Source organism: Lentzea indica, from assembly GCF_012184385.1.
In the GTDB taxonomy this organism is placed as follows: Bacteria; Actinomycetota; Actinomycetes; order Mycobacteriales; family Pseudonocardiaceae; genus Lentzea; species Lentzea indica.
This window is the reverse complement of record NZ_VSRL01000623.1, coordinates 1-369: the sequence shown is the minus strand read 5'-3', so window position 1 is coordinate 369 and position 369 is coordinate 1. Positions and strand designations below refer to the sequence as shown.

The 369-nt window shown below is 59.1% G+C and carries 1 protein-coding gene; it reads left to right on the top strand.

All coding sequences use genetic code 11. The annotated features are described in order from the left end of the window. Positions 1-15 precede the first annotated feature (15 nt). Positions 16-369 (top strand): hypothetical protein (locus FXN61_RS50020; RefSeq protein ID WP_223165940.1); only part of this gene is annotated, 354 nt, incomplete at its 3' end.

Sequence of the window (369 nt, the reverse complement as noted above, 5' to 3'; positions counted from 1 at the left end):
GTTGAGGACGAGGTGTTGGCGGTTGCGGAGCGGTGGAAGAGCAAGCGGCTGAACGTCAGTCACGCGTTCCACTCGCCGTTGATGGAGCCGATGCTGGATGACTTCCGTGAGGCGATCAGTGGGCTGACGTTCCACGAGCCGGTTGTAGGAATGTCAACATCCGGCGATGTCACGACGGTCGACTACTGGGTCAGCCATGTGCGGGATGTGGTGCGGTTCCACGAGAACGTCACTCGGCTGGGTGACGTGACGCTGGTTGAGGTGGGGCCTGATGCGCAGTTGACGGCGATGGTTGACGGGTTGATTCCGACGTTGACGCGCGTCAAGTCTGATGTTGAATCAATGTTGACTGCGCTCAGTCAAGTACAC